Annotated in this window: 17 protein-coding genes; 11 read left to right on the plus strand and 6 right to left on the minus strand. The window is 69.4% G+C overall.

Annotated elements, in window-relative coordinates; all coding sequences use genetic code 11:
- Positions 1 to 73: 73 nt before the first annotated feature.
- Entirely contained in the window at positions 74 to 736 is a 663-nt protein-coding gene (locus tag E3O44_RS09575) for a TetR/AcrR family transcriptional regulator (RefSeq protein ID WP_134534505.1), read from the plus strand.
- A gap of 76 nt (positions 737 to 812) precedes the next feature.
- Here E3O44_RS09575 and E3O44_RS09580 read toward each other — a convergent pair whose 3' ends face one another.
- On the minus strand, positions 813 to 3,878 hold the full coding sequence (locus tag E3O44_RS09580; RefSeq protein ID WP_134534506.1) for a cell wall-binding repeat-containing protein: 3,066 nt from the start codon (positions 3,876 to 3,878) through the stop codon (positions 813 to 815).
- Between the two features lie 310 nt (positions 3,879 to 4,188).
- Here E3O44_RS09580 and E3O44_RS09585 point away from each other — a divergent pair, with 310 nt between their 5' ends.
- The 3 genes from E3O44_RS09585 to E3O44_RS09595 are packed head-to-tail and all read left to right on the plus strand — an operon-like array spanning position 4,189 to position 7,864.
- Positions 4,189 to 5,793: an APC family permease gene (locus E3O44_RS09585; protein WP_134534507.1), complete on the plus strand. Its 1,605-nt coding sequence runs from the start codon at positions 4,189 to 4,191 to the stop codon at positions 5,791 to 5,793.
- A 25-nt stretch (positions 5,794 to 5,818) separates the two neighbouring features.
- Positions 5,819 to 6,325, plus strand: a complete 507-nt coding sequence (locus E3O44_RS09590; protein ID WP_134534508.1) for a DUF1003 domain-containing protein — start codon at positions 5,819 to 5,821, stop codon at positions 6,323 to 6,325.
- Positions 6,326 to 6,367: 42 nt separating this feature from the next.
- Positions 6,368 to 7,864 carry an alpha-amylase family protein gene (locus tag E3O44_RS09595; protein WP_134534509.1) on the plus strand — a complete coding sequence of 499 codons (1,497 nt, stop codon included), beginning with the start codon at positions 6,368 to 6,370 and terminating at the stop codon, positions 7,862 to 7,864.
- Positions 7,865 to 8,029: 165 nt separating this feature from the next.
- Here the strand turns inward: E3O44_RS09595 and ald are convergent, their stop codons facing one another.
- Positions 8,030 to 9,145 (minus strand): alanine dehydrogenase, encoded by a 1,116-nt coding sequence (gene ald, locus E3O44_RS09600; protein ID WP_134534510.1) that lies wholly within the window; start codon positions 9,143 to 9,145, stop codon positions 8,030 to 8,032.
- A gap of 146 nt (positions 9,146 to 9,291) precedes the next feature.
- On the opposite strand from ald, the gene E3O44_RS09605 reads away from it, so the two are divergent.
- Positions 9,292 to 9,780 carry an Lrp/AsnC family transcriptional regulator gene (locus E3O44_RS09605; protein WP_134534511.1) on the plus strand — a complete coding sequence of 163 codons (489 nt, stop codon included), beginning with the start codon at positions 9,292 to 9,294 and terminating at the stop codon, positions 9,778 to 9,780.
- A gap of 59 nt (positions 9,781 to 9,839) precedes the next feature.
- On the opposite strand, the gene E3O44_RS09610 is transcribed toward E3O44_RS09605, so the two are convergent.
- A complete protein-coding gene (locus E3O44_RS09610; protein ID WP_134534512.1) occupies positions 9,840 to 10,436 on the minus strand; it encodes a DinB family protein in 597 nt (198 codons plus the stop codon).
- Positions 10,437 to 10,539: 103 nt separating this feature from the next.
- On the opposite strand from E3O44_RS09610, the gene E3O44_RS09615 reads away from it, so the two are divergent.
- Positions 10,540 to 11,229: a DUF2461 domain-containing protein gene (locus E3O44_RS09615; protein ID WP_134534513.1), complete on the plus strand. Its 690-nt coding sequence runs from the start codon at positions 10,540 to 10,542 to the stop codon at positions 11,227 to 11,229.
- 36 nt (positions 11,230 to 11,265) lie between these two features.
- Here the strand turns inward: E3O44_RS09615 and E3O44_RS09620 are convergent, their stop codons facing one another.
- The gene (locus tag E3O44_RS09620; RefSeq protein ID WP_241976203.1) at positions 11,266 to 12,666 is read right to left on the minus strand and encodes an alpha-amylase family glycosyl hydrolase; all 1,401 of its coding nucleotides are present in this window, start codon (positions 12,664 to 12,666) and stop codon (positions 11,266 to 11,268) included.
- 58 nt (positions 12,667 to 12,724) lie between these two features.
- Here E3O44_RS09620 and E3O44_RS09625 point away from each other — a divergent pair, with 58 nt between their 5' ends.
- Positions 12,725 to 13,582: a PhzF family phenazine biosynthesis protein gene (locus E3O44_RS09625; protein ID WP_134534514.1), complete on the plus strand. Its 858-nt coding sequence runs from the start codon at positions 12,725 to 12,727 to the stop codon at positions 13,580 to 13,582.
- Between the two features lie 115 nt (positions 13,583 to 13,697).
- A complete protein-coding gene (locus tag E3O44_RS09630; RefSeq protein ID WP_134534515.1) occupies positions 13,698 to 14,516 on the plus strand; it encodes a shikimate 5-dehydrogenase in 819 nt (272 codons plus the stop codon).
- 24 nt (positions 14,517 to 14,540) lie between these two features.
- Here the strand turns inward: E3O44_RS09630 and E3O44_RS09635 are convergent, their stop codons facing one another.
- Positions 14,541 to 15,320 carry a glycoside hydrolase family 25 domain-containing protein gene (locus tag E3O44_RS09635; protein WP_134534516.1) on the minus strand — a complete coding sequence of 260 codons (780 nt, stop codon included), beginning with the start codon at positions 15,318 to 15,320 and terminating at the stop codon, positions 14,541 to 14,543.
- Between the two features lie 192 nt (positions 15,321 to 15,512).
- Entirely contained in the window at positions 15,513 to 16,172 is a 660-nt protein-coding gene (locus tag E3O44_RS09640; protein ID WP_134534517.1) for an isochorismatase family protein, read from the minus strand.
- A 98-nt stretch (positions 16,173 to 16,270) separates the two neighbouring features.
- Here E3O44_RS09640 and E3O44_RS09645 point away from each other — a divergent pair, with 98 nt between their 5' ends.
- From E3O44_RS09645 to E3O44_RS09655, 3 genes are all read left to right on the plus strand, one after another.
- On the plus strand, positions 16,271 to 16,654 hold the full coding sequence (locus E3O44_RS09645) for a VOC family protein (RefSeq protein ID WP_134534518.1): 384 nt from the start codon (positions 16,271 to 16,273) through the stop codon (positions 16,652 to 16,654).
- 77 nt (positions 16,655 to 16,731) lie between these two features.
- On the plus strand, positions 16,732 to 17,748 hold the full coding sequence (locus E3O44_RS09650) for a zinc-dependent alcohol dehydrogenase (protein WP_134534519.1): 1,017 nt from the start codon (positions 16,732 to 16,734) through the stop codon (positions 17,746 to 17,748).
- A gap of 88 nt (positions 17,749 to 17,836) precedes the next feature.
- Positions 17,837 to 18,784, plus strand: coding sequence for an aldo/keto reductase (locus E3O44_RS09655; protein WP_134534520.1), 948 nt, complete (start codon positions 17,837 to 17,839; stop codon positions 18,782 to 18,784).
- Positions 18,785 to 18,797 lie beyond the last annotated feature (13 nt).

Consider the following 18,797-nt stretch of genomic DNA (forward strand, 5'->3'; position numbering starts at 1 on the left):
GGGTGATCTGGCACCAGGGTGATGTACTGTAACGACGCCATCCACCGAGACTGCCCACCGAGAGAAGAGCCCGATGAGCGACGCAGACGACGCCGGTCACCGCAGGGCCGGAAGGCCGCTTGAGACGGTTCTGACAAGACCGCGCATCACCGCTGCGGCCCTCCGGCTGATCGGGGCGACCGGCTACGAAAGCTTCACGATGTCCGGCCTGGCCAGGAGCCTCGGAGTCGCTCCGTCCGCGCTGTACAACCACGCGGCATCGAAGCAGGTCGTGCTGCAGTGGTTGCAGGACCACGTGATGACGATGGTCGATGTGGCCGGCTTCGGCGCAGAACCGTGGGACACGGCCCTGCGCCGCTGGGCCTGGTCGTACCGTGACATCTTCGCGACGCACGTTCCGTTGATCTCGATCATGGCGGTGCTCCCGGTGACGGGCGCCCCGCAGACCCTGCGCATGTACGAGACCGTCGCGGCCGGACTAGCCTCCGCCCGGGTGCCTACGGCACAGATCGTGCCCTCGATCGTCGCCCTCGAGTCGTTCATCTTCGGCTCGGCGTTCGATGTAGCGGCCCCTGCTGACATCTTCGAGACCGGTGCGCTCGCCGAGTCGAGCCCGATCTTCAGCGCGGCGGTGCGGCAGGGGGAGCAGATTCAGGGCAGGGCGCGGGCGGATGTCGCGTTCGACTTCGGGCTGGAGGCCCTCGTTGACCGGATCGGCCGCCTGCGCCGACCCTGAGCATCCACCCGGCTTGTCATGCTGTGCACGGTGCCGCGGGTGCCACCGGTCGTGCGGACCTCGGGGCGGCGACCGCTCAGGCGCAGGGTTTGAGGGCCGCGACGTCGCCCGTGAGCGCGGTCGCCGTCCCGATCAGGACCACCCGGGTCGCGCCGAGACGCGTGATCGCGGCAAGCGTCGCCCGCGGCACACACGTCGCGGGCGTGAGATACAGCGGCGCCGACTTCGCCCCGGCGAGCGCCGAGCCGACCAGGGCGTCCTGGTAGCTCGTGCCGCTCGCGAGGTACACGGTCGTCGCGGAAGTGAAGGCGTTCAGGTTGAGCGCCGCGTTCGTCGCGTAGCGATCTGCGCCGCTGTACCTGCTCACCGAGGCGCCGCCGAGTTGCAGCTTCAGCCAGAACTCGGTGAGGCCCGTCACGTCCGCCGTCCCGCCCGCGATCTTCACGCTCTTGGTGTGCAGCGCGCGGAGCAGTCCGGCCGTCGCAAGGTCGGGCAGGAAGCCGCCGGCCGGCACGAGCACGACCGGTGCTCCCGCCCGGGCGGCGGCGGATGCTGCCGCGAGCGCTCCGGGGTAGTCGGCGCCGGTCGCGACGTAGGCCGTCGCCGCGAGGCTGCCGAAGGCATCCGCTGCCACGAGGCGGGAGGTGGCGTACCGGTCGGCGCCGGCGAGCCGTGCGACGGGGGCGATGCCCGCGAGCTGGACCGCGACCGCCGCGGAGACGCTTGCGGTTCCGCCGACGATGACGATCTTGCCCGGGTGCAGCCGGACCAGTTCGGCCCTGACCCCGGCCGGAAGCGCCGTGAGCGTGGTCAGGAGCACGGGGCCGCCGAAGTGCGCAGCGGCGGGCCCGGCGCTGAGGGCGTCGGCGAAGCTCGTGCCACTGACGAGATAGACGCGGGAGACTCCGGGCGCGAAGCCCTGGGAGACGGATATCGCCGTCGAGTACGGGTCGGTTCCCGCGATCCGGGTGACCGTCGAGAGGGAGACCGGGGCTGTGGGCGCCGAGACCGCTGACGCCGGCTGATAGCCGGGAGCGGTTCCGGTGACCCGGACGGTGAGGGCCTTGCCGGCATCCGCGGCGACCGGGGTGTACCCCGCGGCGGTGGCCCCCACGATGGGCGTGCCGTTCGCGAGCCACTGGTAGGCGAAGCTCACCCCGACGGGCGTCCAGGTTCCCGGGCTCGCGGTCAGGAGCGCGCCGACCGAAGCCGTTCCGGAAATCACCGGTGTCGCCGTTCCGATCCCGCCGGTCGCGACCGCGCCGGTGGGTGCAGAGACCGCTGACGCGGACTGGTAGCCGGGCGCCGTTCCGGTGACCCGGACGGTCAGTGTCGTGCCGGCATCCGCTGCGACCGGCGTGTAGCCGGCGGAGGTGGCGCCCGCGATGGGCGTGCCGTTTGCGAACCACTGATACGCGAGGCTCACCCCGGCCGGAGTCCAGGTGCCCGGTGACGCGGTCAGCAGCGCGCCGACGGCGGCCGTCCCGGTGATCGCCGGAGCGCCGACGCCGAGTGCGCCGGCGACGACGACCGCTGTCGGTGCCGAAGTCACCGCGGCGGCGGGCGGCAGGTAGCCGGAGGCCGATCCGGTGACGCGCACGGACAGAGCCTTGCCCAGGTCACCTGCGACGGGCGAGTACGTGGCGGACGAAGAGCCCACGATCTCGACCCCGCCCGCCAGCCACTGATAGGCGAAGGCGGTGTCGGCCGGCGACCAGGCGCCGGGATCCGCGGTCAGGGTGCCGCCGACGACGGCGGAACCCGTCACGGTCGGGGTGGCAGGCACCAGGATCCCCGGGGCGCCGACGCTGTCGTAGAGGGCGTAGTCGTCGGTAACGAGGGTTCCGTTGAGGATCAGGTTGAGGCCGAAGCTCAGGCCGGTCGTGCCCGCCGGAATGGCGGCCGTCGTGTAGAGCGCTTGGGCATAGTCGGTGCCGGCCGGGAAGTACGGGCTCGATGTCCAGTAGCTCCAGCTGCCGATCGCGTTGCGCAGGTAGACGTCGAACTGGGTCGTGACCGTCGAGGTGTACCAGGCGCGGAGCGAGTAGGTGTGGCCAGGGGTTACGGTCGGGGCGCACGCGCCCAGGTCCTGGGTGAGGATGAGTTTGGAGTCGCCGCTGACGAGGTTGCTCACGACCAGTTGCTCGGCCCTGGTGTCGGTGTGTGCGGTGGAGACCGTGCTGAAGCTCGCGGTGTTGGTGCCGAAACCGCCGACCGCCCAGCACTGCGGGAGGCCGTTGGTGCCCGCGGTCTCGAGGCTCGGGTTGACGACTCCGTTCACGCCGGGGCCGGGGGCCGCGGTCGACGTCGTCGCCACGGGAACCACCGGCTTGACGGCGTCGCCGATGACGTCTCCGACGGTCTTGACCGTGGTGTTGTTGGAGGCTGCTCTCAGGGAGAGCCAGGCGGCGAACTGGGCGAAGATCGCCGGATCGACCGAGAGCGCGTCACAGGTGCCCGCGCAGACGTGGTGGAAGGTGAGCTGCACCCAGCCCCCGCCCGCCGTCTCGGCGTTCGTGACCGTGTTCTCGAGGTCCGCGAGGGTCCAGGTCGTGTCGACCTCGTCCGGGGCGCGGGTGAGATAGGGGTCGGCCGGCGGAAGGGTTTCGGCGAATCCGCAGCCCGTGCAGCCGAACCGGGTGTCGATGTCGCCGAGGCCGCGGGCGCTGTTGAAACCGCAGGCCTGGACGATCGCCTCGGTCGCGGCATCCGTCGTTGCGAAGGGGTAGGCGAAACTTCTCGTCGGGAAGCCCCAGTCGGCGAGGGTCGCCCGGCCCTGGCAGACCTGCCGGGTCGCTTCGTCGGCGGTCAGGGTGATGAGATCGGGGTGGGTGACCGTGTGGCCGGCGATCTCGTGACCGGCGGCGGCCATGGTCGTCAGGTCTGACCTGGTCAACCAACCGGGGTTGTCGATGAAGCCGGTCGTGATGAAGAAGGTGCCCTTCATTCCGAACTGATCCAGGGTGGCCACCGCGGCGAGCTGGTCGGCGTTGCCGTCATCGAACGTCAGGCTGACGACGGTCGGCGGGTCCGTGACCGCGGCCCGCGCCGAGGTCGCACCCAGGGGGATGCCCAGGGCGACGGTGGCGAGGACGGCGATCGCCGTGAGCACGCGTGCGGGAGCCAGCGAAGATCCGGTCATGGAGGAACTCCTCGTGAATCGTGAGTGATCCTGGAATCCCAGCACCCGCGCTAAGTGTGCTGAGCGAATCGCAGCCGAACAACGGGTGCGCCCCAAAAAGGCGGTTTACCTGCGAATTACCACGCAAGTATGCGGTTAACCACACGCGCGGCGCCCGCGTCTGCCGGTGAATCTGCGCTAAGTGCTTGCAATCGGCCCGATGCACCCCCAGAATAAACGAACTCAATTCATTTAGTCCATCGGATACACCGCAGTACCCGAACGGGCCGTTCGCGCATCGATGCGCCCGACCCGAGGAAAGGGACCACACATGACGGAACAGTCCACGCGAGGGTCGGCACCGACCTCATCGCAGCCGTTCACCGACATCCACCTCGTGCACAGCGCCACGACGCATGACGAGGCCGGCAGCAAGCACGGCATCACCAAGAAGGGCCTCAAGGGCGGCCAGCTCGGACTGCTCGCCGTCGTCGTGCTCGGCATCTCCTCTGTCGCCCCCGCGTACAGCCTCACGAGCTCGCTCGGAGCGACCGTGGCCGAGGTTGGCAAGCAACTGCCGGCCGTTTTCATCGTCGCGTTCATCCCGATGATCCTCGTCGCGCTCGCCTACCGGGAACTCAATGCCGATTCCCCGGACAGTGGCACATCGTTCACCTGGACCACCAAGGCCTTCGGGCCGTTCGTCGGCTGGATGAGCGGCTGGGGGATGCTCGCGGCCAACATCATCGTGCTCTCGAGCCTCGCCGGCGTTGCCGTCAGCTTCTTCTACGTCTTCCTTGGTGAGGTCTTCGCCAACCCGGACCTCGCTGCACTCGCCGACAACACCGGCATCAACATCGTCACCTGCCTCGCCTTCGTCGCCCTCGCCGTCTGGGTGAGCTACCGCGGCCTGCACGCCACCAAACTCGTGCAGTACAGCATGGTCGGTTTCCAGATCCTGGTCCTGCTCATCTTCAGCGTCTCCGCCGTCGTCAACGCGACCAACGGAGCATCCACGACCGCGCTCGCCTTCGACTGGTCCTGGTTCGACCCGACCCAGGTCGGCAGCTTCAGCCAGTTCGCCGCCGGGATCTCCCTCGCGATCTTCGTCTACTGGGGCTGGGATGTCTGCCTCACCGTGAACGAGGAGACGAAGGGAAAGAAGGGCACGGCGGGAAAGGCGGGAACCCTCACCGCTCTCGTCGTGCTCGGCCTCTACCTCGTGCTCATCGTGGCCACCATGATGGTGTCCGGTGTCGGGACAGAGGGAATCGGCCTGAGCAACCCGGACAACCAGGGCAACATCTTCGCAGCGATCGCCGGACCCGTGATGGGGCCCATCGCCATCCTGATGTCGATGGCCGTTCTGGCGAGCTCCGCGTCCTCGCTGCAGTCGACGATGGCCTCCCCGGCCCGCACCCTGCTGTCGATGGCGCACTACCACGCGCTCCCGCCCCAGTTCGCCGGCGTCAGCAAGCGCTTCGGCTCGCCCGGCTTCGCCACGATCGCGGCCGGGTCCATCGCCGCCGGGTTCTACGCCGTCATGACGCTCATCAGCGTCAACGTGCTCAACGACACCATCCAGTCGCTCGGGCTGATGATCTGCTTCTACTACGCGCTCACCTCCTTCGCGTGCGTCTGGTACTTCCGCCAGAGCCTCTTCTCGAGCGTGCGCAATTTCTTCATGCGCCTCCTGGTGCCGGCGGCCGGCGGCCTGATCCTCACGATCGTGTTCGTGCAGACGGCCGTAAGCGCGTGGAGCCCCGACTTCGGCAGCGGCTCCGAGCTCTTCGGCGTGGGACTGGTCTTCGTGATCGGCGTCGGGCTCCTCGTGCTCGGGCTCGCCGTGATGGGCCTCACCTTCCTGGCCCGGCCGAGCTTCTTCCGCGGGGAGACCCTGCGCCAGGACACCCCCGCACTGGTCGTTCCCGAGTAACAGCCGCGCCGGGTAGCCTCGGGGCATGAGCACCAGTACCGCGGCTACCCCGCACCTGTCGTCCGTCCTCCCGAAGCACATCCTGACCAGCGGCGACCACCACCCGATCGTGCTCGCAGAGGCGAAGCGACGTGCCGCGAGCGTGCAACTGCGCATCGCGGATGCCGTCACCGCCTTCGCCGGTTCGATGCGGTTCGTGTACCTGCATGCCGTCGTCTTCGCCGCGTGGATGCTGTTCTTCGAACCGAGCCCCTGGCCGACCCTGACCCTCGTGGTGTCACTCGAGGCCATCTTCCTCTCGACGTTCGTGATGATCGGCCAGAACCGCCAGGCCGGTTTCCAGCAGGCGAAGGCGGATCACGACTTCAGGATGAGCGACCAGGAGCTGCTCACCAACACCGAGCTCACCCGGCGCGTGCACGAGCTCACCAAGGAGATCCACGCTCACATCGTCGGAGTCACCCCGGCCGTCGGAACGACCGCGGACACCGCCACGGTCGCCACGGCTCCCCTCGGTTCACCCACGAGTTGACCTCGCGGCGTAGGGTGGCGGCTCTAGGGAAGGCATACCACCATGACCGACGTTGAACTCCTCGTCTACGCCGACCGCATCGGCGGTACGTTCCCCGCGCTGACCGCGCTCCTCGACGGGCCGCTGCAGGCCTTCGGCAGCGTGCACGTTCTGCCGTTCTACGTCCCGTTCGATGGGGCGGATGCCGGCTTCGACCCGGTCGACCACACCGCGGTCGATCCCCGCCTCGGCGGCTGGCCCGAGGTACGGGACCTGGCCGGCAGCCGCGGACTGACCGCCGACCTCGTCGTCAATCACGTCTCGGCGTCCTCGGTGGAATTCACCGACTGGCTCGCGCGCGGCGCGGAATCGCCCTGGGACGGCATGTTCCTCACCTATGGAACCGTCTTCCCCCACGGCGCGACCGAGGCAGAGCTCACTGCGTTCTACCGACCCCGGCCGGGGCTGCCCTTCACGGGGTACCGTGGGGCCGACGGCTCCCGACACCTCGTCTGGACGACGTTCCTGCCGAGCCAGATCGACCTCGACGTCGCCCACCCTGTCGCCATCGCCTACCTGCGCCGGGTGCTCCGCGTGCTCGCCGCCGGCGGCGTCACGACGGTGCGGCTCGACGCGGTCGGCTACGCCGTGAAGACCCCGGGAACCGACAGTTTCATGACCCCGGAGACGCTCGCCTTCGTCGAGGTCATCGGGGACCTCGCCCGCACGGAGAACCTGGCGGTGCTCGTCGAGGTGCACGGGCACTACACCGAGCAGCTCGCGATCGCGCCCCTCGTCGACTGGGTCTACGATTTCGCGCTCGCGCCGCTCCTGCTGCATTCCCTGGGCACCGGTACGGTCGACCGCCTCGCGAACTGGTTCGAGATCCGTCCGGCCAACGCGGTCACGGTGCTCGATACCCACGACGGCATCGGCGTGATCGACGCCGGCCCGGCCGGAGGACGGCCGGGGCTGCTGAGCGAGGCGGAAATGGCGGAGGTGTTCGCGCGAGCCGCCGAAGCCACGAACGGGCACTCATCCGTCGCCTCCGTGGTGCCGGAATGGGCAACGCTCCCGCACCAGATCAACGCGACCTTCTTCAGCACCCTCGGCGGCGACGTCGTCGCCTACCTGGTCGCGCGGGCCGTGCAGCACTTCCTGCCCGGACGCCCGCAGACCTATTACGTCGGTCTGCTCGGCGGTCTCGACGACCGGGAGCTCTTCGCCGAGACCGGGAGCGGGCGCGACGTGAACCGGCACCGCTACCCGGCCGCGGAGGTGGAGGCTGCGCTCGCGAGCGAGGTGACCCGCGCCCAGCTCGGCCTCGTGCGGCTCCGCTCCGCCCATCCCGCGTTCGACGGCCAGTTCACCTGGTCGGTCTACGGCAGGGACGTGCTCGAGCTGCGCTGGGTGGATGCTGCCCGCAGCGCCCGCGCGGTCCTGACAGTGTGCACCGCGCCGGGCGCGACGAGTTTCCGCATCCAGCTCGCGGATGCCGACGGCAGCGAGGTCCTCGACACGGTCGAGTCCCTCGCGGCCTGGACCCCAAACGCCCCCTGACCCTGCCCCGCCCCGCCGGAGCACCTCGCTCACGGCTGCCCGCGAGAGTACGATTTTGGCCCTCAAAGCGCGGTCTTGAGGGCCAAAAACGTACTCTCGCGACAGGACAGGCGGGCGGTGCGCCGACGTGCGGGGGCGGATGCGGTGGGCGCGGCGGGCGGGCGGCTAGCCGATGATCTCGGCGAGGGTCAGCACGGGGGCACTGAACGCGGCGGCCACATGCTCGTTGGTGATGCGGCCGGCGTGCACGTTCAGGCCCTTGGCGAGCGCGGCGTCGTCGGCGACGGCCTGCTTCCAGCCCTTGTCGGCGAGCGCGATCACATAGGGCAGGGTCGCGTTGGTGAGTGCCCGGGTCGAGGTCGCGGGGACGGCGCCCGGCATGTTGGCGACGCAGTAGTAGATGCTGTCGTGCACGGCGAATGTCGGGTTGTCGTGGGTCGTGGCGTGCGAGCCCTCGAAGCAGCCGCCCTGGTCGATCGCGATGTCCACGAGCACGGAACCCGGCTTCATCGTGGCGACCATGGCGTCGGTGACGAGCTTCGGTGCCTGGGCGCCCGGGATCAGCACGGAGCCGATCACGAGGTCGGCGCCCCGGACCTGCTCCGCGATCTCGTACCGGGTGGATGCGCGGGTCTGGATGGCTCCGGCGAACCGGTTCTCCAGCTGCCGCAGCCGGGCGATCGACAGGTCGATGATCGTGACGTCGGCGCCCATGCCGAGGGCGTTCGCGGCGGCGTGCTCACCGGCGACGCCGCCGCCGATGATGACGACCTTCGCCTTGGGCGTGCCGGCGACGCCGCCGAGCAGGATGCCGTTTCCGCCGTTCGCGCTCATCAGGTGGTACGCGCCGACCTGCACGGAGAGTCGCCCGGCGACCTCGCTCATCGGGGACAGCAGCGGCAGGCTGCGGTCGGCGAGCTGGACCGTCTCGTAGGCGATCGCCGTGGTGCCCGAGGTGAGGAGGGCATCCGTGGTCGGGCGGGACGCGGCGAGGTGCAGGTAGGTGAAGAGCACCTGCCCCGCACGCATCAGGGGGTATTCGGCCTCGATCGGCTCCTTGACCTTGAGCAGCAGGTCGGCGGCCGCCCAGACCTCGGCGGCCGTGCCGAGGATGGCCGCGCCCGCGACGCGGAAGGCGTCGTCGCTGAATCCCGAGCCGACGCCCGCGCCCTCCTGCACGAGGACCTCGTGGCCGCGGATGGCGAGCTCGTGCACCCCGGCCGGGGTGATGGCCACGCGATTCTCGTTGTTCTTGATCTCGGTGGGGATGCCGACCTTCATGGGGAGCTCCGTCTGCGGTGGATGGCCGGACTTACCGGTGGATAGGGAAAATAATGCTTGGTATTCGTTTCGTACACGTGACAAGCGTGGAATCCGCGATACTTGGTCGAAAGACAGCGCGATATTCAGTTGAGAGGGGCCCACGCATGACGGAAACGAAGAGGATTCGGGGCCGCGATGAGCTCGATACCGTGGACAATACGCTCGTGGCACTGCTCCAGGCCGACTCCCGGATGAGCAACAGCCGCCTCGCGACCGCGGCAGGGATCGCGGAATCGACGTGCATCGCCCGGGTGCGCTCCCTCGTCACGCGGGGCATCATCACCCGGTTCACGACGCTCGTCGACCCGAAGGCTCTCGGACTCGGCCTGCAGGCACTGATCAGCGTCAGCATCCGCTCGGGGGCGCGCACGCAGATCCCGGCGTTCCGGGACGAGATCCGGGCGATGCCGCGCGTCGTGCAGGTCTTCTTCCTCGGCGGCACCGAGGACTTCATCATCCATCTCGTGGCGCGCGACTCCGACGACGTGCGCGACTTCGTGCTCGAGAACCTGTCGGCGAACCCCGCGGTCGCCTCGACGCGCACGAGCCTGGTCTTCGAGCACCACTACAACGGGCTCTCCTCGGGCAAGTAGCAACCGGGCGCCGCGGAACCCCGCCGGTTCGTGCCGGTCGGCCGCGCCGGTCGGTCTGGTCAGTCCGTGATGCTGGTGGGCTTCCAGAAGCCGGTCATCCCGAGCAGCCGGGTCTCCTTGTCGGCGTCTGCAGGAACCTCGACCGCGGGAGGGAAGACACCATACTGGCGCCACTCGTCCACCTGCGGCAGGATCTGCTCCCAGAGCAGGTCGACGAGCGAAGCCGGCAGCGCGTACTCCAGGCCGAGGTAGTTCGCGATCGACCAGGCCTGGAACGCCCGGTAGATGCTCGTGTGCTGCAGGTACTCGGCGAGCGGGTAATCGCCATACTGAAGGTGCACGATCGCGGCGGGATCGTGGTCCTGCAGCACGACGGCTGTGGCCTCGTCGTTGATCCGGTCGTAGCTCGCGATCGGGTCCGACCCGAGCAGGTCGCCGTTGAAGCGGTCACCGACCTCCTCGATGGTGCGGCCCGCGAGCACGTCCCCGACCCAGGCCTCGTCGCGTGCGTGCGCGGCGAGGATATCCCTGATCGTGGGATTCTCTTTACTGGTCCAATCCGCGGGAGCCGGCAGGCTCAACTGCTCCGGCGTGATCCGGTCGATGACGGAGCGCAACGCGGCATCCGACTGAAGAAATAGCTCTCTCTGCTCCATGCCGCAAAAAGTAGCACGGGCCACTGACGCTGACCAGCGTTCGGCCGTGATCGGACAGAGGACCGACCAGCGAAGCTGCCAGACTACGAGAGGAGGCACGAGTATGACGACACACTTTTCCGGTGAGGCACTGCAGTTCCTGCGCGAGTTGGAAGGCCACAACGACCGGGGCTGGTTCGACGACCACAAGCCGGTGTACCTGAGCGAGGTCCGGGAGCCGATGCTCGACCTGATCGACCGGGTCAACGAGTCCCTCGCCGGGTTCGCGCCCGGGCACGTGCGACCGCCGCAGAAGGCGATGATGCGCATCTACCGCGACGTGCGGTTCTCGAAGGACAAGTCGCCGTACAAGACGAACGTCGCCGCGTCCTGGCCGCTCGCGGGTTCGGAGAAGACCGGTGCGAGTTACTTCCTCAGCGTGTCCGGCCATGAGGTCCTCATCGCGGGCGGCTGCTACGCACCCTCCCCCGAGCAGCTCACGGCGATTCGCGACCACATCGTTGCGCACCACGGCGAGCTTCGCGCCCTGCTGGCCGATCCCCGCCTCACGGGGATGTTCGACCCCGCGGACGGCAATCCGCTCGTGCGTCCGCCGCGCGGATACCCCGTCGATCACCCCGCGGTCGACCTGTTGCGCCGCCGCCAGTGGGCCACCTTCGCGACCCTGCCGGCATCCGTCGCCGAAACGGATGCCTTCCTCACGCTCGTGACCGAACGCTTCGAGGCGCTGACGCCCCTGATCGGCTTCCTGAACGTGCCGCTGGCCACGCTCCGCCTCGAGCGGCGTCGCTGACCGGGGCCGCGCCGCTTCGCGTCTATCGCATCGGGTCTATCGTGCCGGGTCGTCGGCCGCCGGCGCGAGCACCTGCCAGCCATGCGGCGCGATCGTGACACGCGACCCCTCGGGCGTCGGCGTACCGCCGGGGACGAGCGCGACCAGCCCGGACCGGCCCACGTTGACGCCGCACGGCTGATCGCCGAGGTTGAGCGCGACGACGAGGGCATCGTCGCCGGCCCTCGCCTCGTACACGAGGTGGTCGGTGCCGACGTCGAGGATGCGGGTGCGGGCCTCATGCAGCCACGGATGCCGTCGGCGCAGGCCGATCAGGTCCTGGTGCAACCGGTAGACCGCACGTTCGGTGTCGGTCAGCGCCGGCGGGCCGTCCGCAGGGAACTCCGGCCGGATCGCATCGTCGCCGCCGTACTCCTCGGTCTTCAGGCCCGAGTAGCCGTATTCGTCGCCCGCGTAGACCGAGGGGGTCCCCCCGGTTGTGAACAAGACGGCGAGAGCGTGCGCGAGGTGCCGGGGGTCGTCGAGGCGGCTTTCGATTCGCGTGACGTCGTGGTTGCCGACGAAGGTCGCCGGGGTGAAGCTGTCGAGGAAGCCGTTGTGCCGGCCGAGCGACCAGGCAAGCTCGTGCGGGTTGTGATCGTTGATGCTGCTCCAGATCGCCTTCCAGAGCTCGTACTGCGTGACGGAATCGAGGGTGGTCTCCGAGACGATCTCCGGGTAGTCACCGTGGATGACCTCTCCGAGGAACCACACCTGCGGGTGCTGCTCCCGCACCCTCGGCAGGACCCTGGCCCAGAATTCGGCGGGGACGGCATACGCGGCGTCGAGCCGCCAGCCGTCCGCGCCGCGGTCGAGCCAGTGCTCGAGCACTCCGGTCACGTAGTCGGCGACCTCCGGGTTGCCGTGGTCGAGGGCGATGAGCCCCGGATGCCCTTCGAAGGTTCCGAAGCCCGCCCCGCCTCCCGTGGTTCCGGCCGGGGTGCCGCTCTCTGCCCCGCCCTGGAACCACGCGGCGGCCGCGCTGCCCGGGCCCTGCTCGAGCGCCTCGCGGTAGCGCGGGAAGTCCGGCCCGACATGGTTGAACACCCCGTCGAGGAGCACCCGCAACCCGCGGGCATGCGCTTCGGCGACGAGGGTGTCGAAGTCGGCCTCGTCGCCGAGCCGCGGGTCGATGAGGTAGAAGTCGCTCGTGTCGTACCCGTGGGTCGACGATGCGAAGATCGGGCCGAGCGCGATGCCGGAGGCGCCGAGCTCGATCGCGTGGTCGAGCCAGGCCACGATCCGGAGCAGGCGATGCTCGCCGGCCGTCGGGACGGTTCCGCCGGGGGCGATCGGGTAGCTGCCGACGAATCCGAGCGGGTAGAGCTGCCACCAGATCGCGTGGCGCACCCAGTCGGGTTCGACTCGCCCGGCGGCATCCGCGTTGCTGATCATCATGTCTCTCAGCTTTGCACTCCCCCGGGCGGCGTCGCACCGGTGGCCTAGGGTATTGAGCATGTCCGACCAGACCGAGATCCTGCGCCTGACCGCCTTCGCTGCCGACCCCTCCGGCGGAAACCCGGCCGGTGTCGTGCTCGATGCGAGCGCACTTCCCGACGCCGAGATGCAGCGCATCGCGGCATCGCTCGGCTATGCGGAGACCGCGTTCCTGACCCGGCCGCCGACCCGGGAGTATCCGGGCCGGGCCGGCATCCGTTACTTCTCCCCCACGGCGGAAGTGCCGTTCTGCGGTCACGCGACGATCGCGACCGCCGTCGCGCTCGCCGGTCGCGGTGACGCCGATGCCTTCGTGTTCGAGACGAAGATCGGGGAGGTGCGGATCGACACCCGGCGCACCGCTGACGGGATCGTGGCCTCGTTCACGAGTGTCGAGCCGCGGGTGGAGCCGATCGGGGCATCCGTGCTCGAGCACCTGCTGCGGCTCCTCGGCGTCGACGCCACCGACCTGCACCCGGACTACCCGCCCCGGCTCGCCTTCGCCGGCAACGTGCACCCGGTGCTCGTCTTCGCGGAGACGGCGACCTTCGACGACTTCCGATTCGACCCGGCCGAGGTGCGTGCCCTGATGGATGCGGAGGGCTGGGCGGGCACCGTGACGACCCTCCGCGTGCTGGGCCCGCTCGAATTCGAGGCGCGGAACCTCTTCCCCGTCGGCACCATGACGGAGGACCCGGCGACGGGTTCGGCTGCGGCCTCCGTCGGCGGGTACCTCCGGGCGCTCGGCCTCGTCGACCCCCCGGCGCGGGTGCTGATCCGGCAGGGCCGCCACGTCGGGCGTCCGAGCCTGCTCACCGTCGACATCCCGGCGACGGGCGGCATCGTGGTGTCCGGGACCGCAACGGTCATCTCCTGAGCCCGGTCTCCCCGACCTCCACCCCGGGCGTCCGACCCCGGCCACCGTCCCGGACGTCCGGACGGCACGACCGGGTTACCGTGGAAAGACCGAACCTCATCCCGGGAGTAGAACCATGAAACCAGCCCTCAACAAAGACACACAGTTGTGCATCTCGCTCGCGGCCCGCCCGAGCAACATCGGCACCCGCTTCCACAACTACCTCTACGACGAGCTCGGCCTCGACTTCATCTACAAGGCGTTCACGACGACAGACATCACGGCGGCGATCGGCGGCGTGCGGGCGCTCGGCATCCGCGGCTGCTCCGTGTCGATGCCCTTCAAGGAGGACGTCATTGCACTCGTCGACGAGATGGATGCCTCCGCGACCGCGATCCGGTCGGTGAACACCATCGTCAACGACAACGGTTTCCTGCGGGCGTCGAACACCGACTACCTGGCCGTCGCCGCCCTCATCGCGGAGCACGGCATCGATCCGGGCACTTCGTTCCTGCTCCGCGGCAGCGGCGGAATGGCGAAGGCCGTCGGTGCGGCGTTCCGCGATGCCGGCTTCGCCGACGGCGTCGTCATCGCCCGTAACGAGACCAGCGGCCGACGGCTGGCCGACGAGCTCGGCTATCGGTGGCTGCCCGACCCGGGAGCCGAGACCGCTCCGCTCATCGTCAACGTGACACCGATCGGGATGAGCGGTGGCGCGGAGTCCTCGAGCCTCGCGTACCCCCTCGGCACCGTCGACGCGGCCACGACCGTCTTCGACGTGGTCGCCCTTCCGGCCGAGACGCCGCTGATCCGGGCCGCCCGGGCGGCGGGGAAGCGGGTCGTGACCGGGGCAGAGGTCATCGCGCTGCAGGCCGCGCACCAGTTCGAGCTGTACACCGGGGTGCGGCCGACGCCGGAGCAGGTCCTGGCGGCATCCGCTTTCTCGCGTCAGTAGATCAGTAGACGAACAGATCAGTAATCAGTAAAGGAACGCGGCGTCGAAGGAATTGAGGTCCACCCTGACACCGTTCAGCGTGCGCTCGAACTCCTGCTGCACGCCGATCCGGAGATTCTCCGGGTCGTTCCAGCCGCCGTAGGGCACCGGTCGGGGGGCGAGGACGTCGGCGGTCCCACTCGGATAGTCGAGCGGGCCCGTCGACGTGTCCCAGAGCGCGACGTCGGAGAACTCGGTCGAGGTCCCCATCAGGAGCGGCCACATCGCGGCCCCGCTGTAGATGACCGGGCGCACCCCGAGACCCTGCACCCCGGTGATCATGTCGCGGGTGAGCGGCGGGCTGCCGGTTTCGATGTCGAGGGCAAAGAACTGGAGCACCGTGCTGTACGGACCGGTTGCCGCGATGCCGGCCTGCCAGCAGGCGGGGTCACGGGTGTACGCGGCGACCTTCAGCCCGGCATCGAGCGCCAGCTGCAGTTGCGGCTGGGTGCGAGCCGCGGGTGTGCAGGTGCCCCACTCGGTCGTGGCGAGAATGTAGAGGCGGAATCCCTCGGCGTACGCGGCGGCGAACCAGGCCGGGTCGGTGATGACCTGGTCGGAATCGAGGGCCTTCACCGAGGGGATGGCCGCGGAATCGGGGGAGCTGGTCGCTGCGGCCACCGCTGCGGGGACTTCGGCGTCCGCCCGCGGCGCCGCCGTCGTGATGCCTGCGACGCTGAGCAGCGCCGCCAGGATGCCGACGCCGGCTCTCCACCCGATCTGACGGCCCGACCACGTCGCCGAGGCCCGATTATGCCTGCCCATTCGTCACTCCGTGTTCGGCTTGTGCGAGGTCTGAGCTACTTCTGTCGGTCTCGATTCTGCCGCGGCCCGGCGGACCACGAAAGGCCGTCCCGGCGACCTCACAGGCTCCCGCGCCGCGACGCTCCCGCCCGTCGACCTGGCCCAGTCAGGAGAGCGACGTGCCGAATTCAGGAGATCCGGGTCCGGTCGCCGTCACTGCCCCGGAATACCGGGGGCGCCCGTGCTCCGGTCGGCCGATTCTCCTGAATTCGGCACGGGGGCGGTCTCTTCGGCGCCCTCATCGGCGGCGGCCGGAACCGGCTCCGTGAAGTCGAGGTCGGCCGTGGTCACCGTGCCCGCGGTCCGCCCCGGCGCCGTGTGGTACTCCCAGTACAGGTTGGTGTGGGCGATCACGAGCTCCGGAGCCGGCGCACCATACTCCTGGAGGTCTTCGGTGGTGTGGGCGTCGCTGACGAGGAGGGCGTCGTAACCGCGGACGATCGCGCCGTGAAGCGTCGACCGGATGCACTCATCCGTTTGCGCCCCGGCGATCACGAGCCGACCGATGCCGCGTTCGGCGAGCACGGACTCGAGGTCGGTGTCCTCGAAAGCGTCGGCATACGCCTTGTGCACGAGCGGTTCGGCGTCGAGGCGTTCGAGTTCGGGCACGAGCTGCCAGGGCGCGCTGCCCTGCGGCTGGTCGTCATCGTGGTGCTGCACCCAGACGACGTCGGCGCCGGCCGCGCGCGCCTTGTCGACGACGGTGCCGACGTTCCCGACGATCGCGTCCCGATCGTAGGCGTCCTTCACGAAACCGATCTGGACGTCGATGATGACCAGGGCGGTGTTCGGCCGGTTGTCGAGCGTGGTCACTGTTCCTCCTCTGAGGCTGTCTACGGTGTGAACAGCACACGCTACGCCACGCCGCCTCCCGCTGCGAGTGCCTGCCGCACCTTGATACAGTGACGACCATGGACATGCGACTGGAGCTCGTGCCGTTGCCCGTTGCGGACGTCGAACGGAGCAAGGCCTTCTACGTGGATGTCGTCGGTTTCCACCTGGATCACGATGTGCAGCCCGGCAACGGGATGCGGATCGTGCAGCTGACCCCGCCGGGCTCGGCGTGCTCCGTGGTCATCGGGACCGGCATGGGCAACGGCCCTGAGCAGGGCACGGTCAAGAACCTGCACCTGGTCGTCTCGGACATCGCCGCCTCGAGGGAGCACCTCCTGGCCCGGGGCCTGCAGATCACCGAGATCCATGACATGGGCGGCGTCAAGTACGCCTACTTCAGTGACCCCGACGGGAATTCCTGGGCGCTGCAGGAGATCGGCCAGTACGCGAAGCCTGCCTGACCCCGCCAGAACCCACTTCGCACCAGCTCGTGGAGTTTCCCAGGCTGATCCCGTGATCCACGCCGAAAGGAAGCACCATGAAGGCCTTCGTCATCACCGCGCCCGGGGAAGCATCCGTGCAGGATGTCGCCCCACCGGTTGCCGGGCCGGGCCAGGTCGTGGTCGATGTCGCGAAAGTCGGCGTCTGCGGCACCGACGTGGAGTTCTTCACCGGCGAGATGCAGTACCTGCTCGACGGCAAGGCCCGGTATCCGATCCGGATCGGCCACGAGTGGACCGGGACCGTGACCGCCCTCGGCGCGGGCGTCGACCGGCGGTGGCTCGGGCGCCGGGTGACCGGAGACACCATGCTCGGTTGCGGTGTGTGCCGTCGGTGCCTCCGCGGACTGCAGCACGTCTGTGAGTTCCGCTTCGAGGTCGGCATCCTCGGTGGCTTCCCCGGAGCTCTCGCCGAACAGCTCGCCGTGCCCGTCACGTCACTGTTCGAGCTTCCCGACACCGTCGACGACGTGCTCGGCGCACTCGTCGAACCGGGCGGCAACGCACTGCGCGCGGTGCGGGGTGCCGCCCTCGAGCCCGGCGACCGGGCGCTCGTTCTCGGCGCGGGCACGATCGGCCTGCTGATCGCGCTCTTCGCAAGGCAACAGGGCGCAGAGGTGCACCTGATGGGGCGATCCGCCCGGTCGCTGGACTACGCGCGAAGCCTCGGCTTCGACGGCGTCTGGACCGACGCCGACCTGCCGGACCTGCCGTTCGACGCCGTCATCGACGCCTCGAACGCGGCAACCCTCCCCGCCCGTGCGCTCGACCTGGTCGAGCCGGGAAAGCGCGTGGTCTACGTGGGCCTCGCCGGCAGCCCGAGCCTCGTCGATACCCGCACTCTCGCCCTCAAGGACGTGACAGCCGTCGGAATCCTGAGCGCCTCCCCGGGGCTCAGGGGCGCGATCGACCTCTACGCGAGCGGCGCCGTCGACCCGCGCCCGCTCGTCGCCGCGACGGTCGGACTCAGCGGCACCCGCGAGATCCTGGCCGGGAGTCGCCCCGCCGGCGCCGGGCTCGGCCCCAAGCTGCACGTCGATCCCCGGCTCGCCTGACCTCGGCCCCCTCCCGATGACCGAGACCTCCCCAGGCACTCATCACCGCACCCAGTCCTCATCACCGCACCACGCAGTAAGGAATCCCATGACCCGCATCGGTACATCAGACCTCGACGTCTTCCCGCTCGCCCTCGGCGGCAACACCTTCGGCTGGACCTCGGACGAGGCCGCCTCCCACGCCGTACTCGACGCCTTCGTCGGGGCCGGAGGCAACTTCATCGACACCGCGGACGGCTATTCGGCCTGGGCTCCCGGCAACCACGGCGGCGAGTCCGAGACCATCATCGGCAGCTGGCTTGCGGCCAGGGGCCACCGCGACGACGTCGTGATCGGCACCAAGGTCAGTCAGCACCCCGACTTCCGCGGACTCTCCGCACGCAACGTCGCCGCGGCCGCCGCGGCATCCCTCACCCGCCTCGGCACGGACCGGATCGACCTGTACTACGCGCACTTCGACGACGCCAACACCCCACTCGAGGAGACCGTGACCGCGTTCAACGATCTCGTCGTCGCCGGCAGCATCCGCTACGTGGGCGTCTCGAACTTCAGCGCCGCCCGGGTGAGCGAGTGGATCGACATCGCCACCCGCAACGGCTTCGCCCTGCCGGTGGCGCTGCAGCCGCACTACAACCTCGTGCACCGCCAGCCCTTTGAACGCGAACAGCTGCCCGTCGTGCAGCAGAACCACCTCGGCGTTGTGCCGTACTTCGCCCTCGCGAGCGGATTCCTGACCGGAAAGTACCGCACCCTGGCCGACCTCGAGGGCAGCGCCCGCCAGAAGATGGCCGGCGGCTACCTCAACGCGGCGGGACTCGCCGTCGTCGCGGTGCTCGACACCGTCGCCCAGGCCCACGGGGTGTCGCTCGCGACCATCGCCCTCGCCTGGCTCCGCGCCCGGCCCGGCGTCGTCGCCCCTCTCGCGAGTGCCCGCACGGTCGGGCAGCTGCCCGACCTGATGGCCTCTGCGACCCTCACCCTCACCTCCGAGGAGAACGCAGCCCTCGACGCCGCGTCCGCCCGCGTCCCCGAGTAGCCGGCCCCGACTC

The sequence above is a fragment of the Cryobacterium algoricola genome (assembly GCF_004402485.1).
GTDB lineage: Bacteria > Actinomycetota > Actinomycetes > Actinomycetales > Microbacteriaceae > Cryobacterium > Cryobacterium algoricola.